Annotated in this window: 2 protein-coding genes and 1 riboswitch; both genes read right to left on the reverse strand. The window is 76.1% G+C overall.

Features of this window, described 5'->3' with window-relative positions; translation table 11 throughout:
• Positions 1–178 precede the first annotated feature (178 nt).
• On the reverse strand, positions 179–880 hold the full coding sequence (locus IF43_RS0135365; RefSeq protein WP_030211011.1) for an SCO2322 family protein: 702 nt from the start codon (positions 878–880) through the stop codon (positions 179–181).
• Positions 880–2,172 (reverse strand): prenyltransferase/squalene oxidase repeat-containing protein, encoded by a 1,293-nt coding sequence (locus tag IF43_RS0135370; RefSeq protein WP_030211014.1) that lies wholly within the window; start codon positions 2,170–2,172, stop codon positions 880–882. The genes IF43_RS0135365 and IF43_RS0135370 overlap by 1 nt, the downstream gene beginning before the upstream one ends.
• Positions 2,173–2,324: 152 nt before the next feature.
• A riboswitch (cobalamin riboswitch) is annotated at positions 2,325–2,395 on the reverse strand.
• Positions 2,396–2,444 lie beyond the last annotated feature (49 nt).

The raw sequence follows: 2,444 nt of genomic DNA on the forward strand, positions 1-2,444 counted from the left end.
GTTGTGGGGGGTGTTCGGGTTGTGGGGGGTGGTGCGGGTGCGGGTTCCTGGGTGGGTGCGGGTTCCTGCGTGGGTGCGGGCTGCGCGCCGTCGGCCTCGGGTGCGTCGGGGCGGGGCGGGGCGGGCGTGCGGAGTGGGCGGACCGTGCGGAGGGCGCGGTCCCGGTTCTCGTGCGGGGTCATCGTGAGCGGCGGCGGGACTTCAGGGCGGCGGCCGTTCCCAGGGCGGCTACCGCGCCGACGCCCAGGACCAGGCCCACGGTGCCGCCGGAGCCGGAGCCGGAGCCGGAGCCGGAGTTCGGGTCGGAACCGGTTGCGGGGGTGTCGGTGGAGGTCGACGGGGGTGCGGAGCGCTGCGGGTCGGAGGCGGAGATCTGCTCGCCGCAGCCCCGCTCCGGGTAGCCCGCGATCGCGCACAGCAGGGCCGCGCTGTCGTAGCGCAGCGGCTTCGCGACCGCCGCCAGGGCCTCGGCCGCCGTGGCGTCGGGCGCGACGGTGGCGCAGGCGGTGCGCGGGGCGGTGCGCGGCGGGGTCTCGCCGGCCGGGGCGTCCGCGGGCACGCCGAAGTCGATCACCAGCGCGACCCGCTTCTTCCCCGCGGCCGGGGCCGTCGCCCCGCAGACCGCCGCGAAGTCGGGCTCCGCCCGCGGCCGGTCCGCGTCGGCGGAGTCCTCGCTCACCGCGAACCGGAACCCCTGGACGTCGCCGTCGGCCGGGCGCGCCGTGGAGGGGCCCTGGCCGGAATACCGCCAGGTGCCGCCGGCCCCGTCCCAGAAGGACCAGTACCGGTAACCGGTCGCGGCCGCCGGGCCGGCGCCGAGCAGCAGCGCGCACAGGGTGCCCAGGACGAGCACCCCGTACGCGCGACGACCCGGACGCATCACAGCTGCTGGGACTTCTTGCGGCCGCTCAGCAGGAAGCCGATGCCGATGCCGAAGAACGCGCCCGCGCCGATGATCCACCAGACGCTGGAGCCGGAGTCCTCGGTGTCCTCGTCCTTCTTCTCGTCCTTGCCGGACGGAGAGGACGAGGCGGTGGCGGCCTGCGGGGCCGGGCCGGTCGCGTTCAGCTGCGCGACGAGGTCGGTGCCGCCGAAGGACTTCGGGTCGGCGCCCACCGCGTGCGCGGCGAGCACGAGCGTGCCGAGGCCCGCCGGGTTGTCCTTGGCCCACGCGGCCGCGTTCTTCTGCAGCCAGTCGTAGGACTCCTTGGCCGCCGAGCCGTGGCCGCCGGCCGCGATGGCGATGACCGCGTCGGCGGTGTTGCCGAAGTCGGGCGTGGGCTTGTCGGCGCCGGGGGTGACGGCGACGAGGTGGTTGCCGTTCTTCCGCAGCGTCTGGACCAGGTAGAACTCGGAGCCCATGGCGGCGGTCGGCATGTCCGCGGCGCCGGTCGAGCCGGCCGGGCACTCGGGGGCCATCAGCGGCATCTGGGCGTTGTCGGCGCTGTTCCCCGTGTTCGCCGGGGGCACGACCGCGCTCTTGCCGAAGCCGGCCAGGGTGGCGGCGGCGGTGGCGTCGGCGTTCGCGACGAGCTTGCCGCTCTTGTCCTTCTGGTACGCGAACGCGCCCTGGTCGGCGGCCGGGACGGCGCAGCCGACCTGGAACTCCAGCAGGCCGTCGAAGGCCGACTTGCCCGTCTTGGACTTCACGGCCGCCGGCTTCTCGCCGGCCGCGACGAGCGCGCCGATCACGATGGAGGTGGAGTTGGCGTCGCTGGCCGCGCCCGGGCCGGGGGAGTAGGCCCAGCCGCCGTCGGGGTTCTGCACGGACTTCAGCCAGGCCACGCTCTTCTTGACGGCCGCGTCCTGGCCGCCCAGCGCGGCCAGGGCCTGCACGGCGGCGGCGGTGGCATTGGTGTCGAGCATGGTCTTCGCGTCGCAGGCCTTGCCGGCGTCGGCGCGGAAGGAGGCGAAGCCGCCGTTCGCGCACTGCTGGCCGGTCAGCCAGTCCACCGCCTGAGGGGCGGGCTTGAGGCCCACCGTGTCCTGGGCGAGCAGGGCGAAGGACTGCCGCCACACGCCGTCGTACGTCGGGTCCGCCTTGCCGTACAGGCCGGACGGGATCACGGGCGCCGTGCTGGGGGCGGCCGGGGCGGCGAGCGCCGCGGGGGCGGCGGCCACGCAGAGCACGGCGGTGGCGGCGAGCGCTGCGGCGCTGCGGCGGACGGTCATGACGGGCGGAAGCCTCTCCTGCGGGGGAGCAGGAGGCAGGCACGCGAGGCGCCCGGGCTCCGGCTCCGCAAACCTCGACGTTGCCGGTCACCGGGATCGGAACGGAGGCGGGCCTCGGGCCGAACCGGCGACTGAGCCGTGCACGTCCCGCGGGGCAGTCCGGCTCGCCGCGCGCGGGCGGCTCACGGTTGCGGGTCAGCGCCGGTCTCGCACCGGCTTCCCCCCGCGTGGGTGATGACGACGCGCCCACTGTACCGGCCCGGGATGGGGGC

It is taken from the genome of Streptomyces sp. NRRL S-87, from assembly GCF_000719335.1.
In the GTDB taxonomy this organism is placed as follows: Bacteria; Actinomycetota; Actinomycetes; order Streptomycetales; family Streptomycetaceae; genus Streptomyces.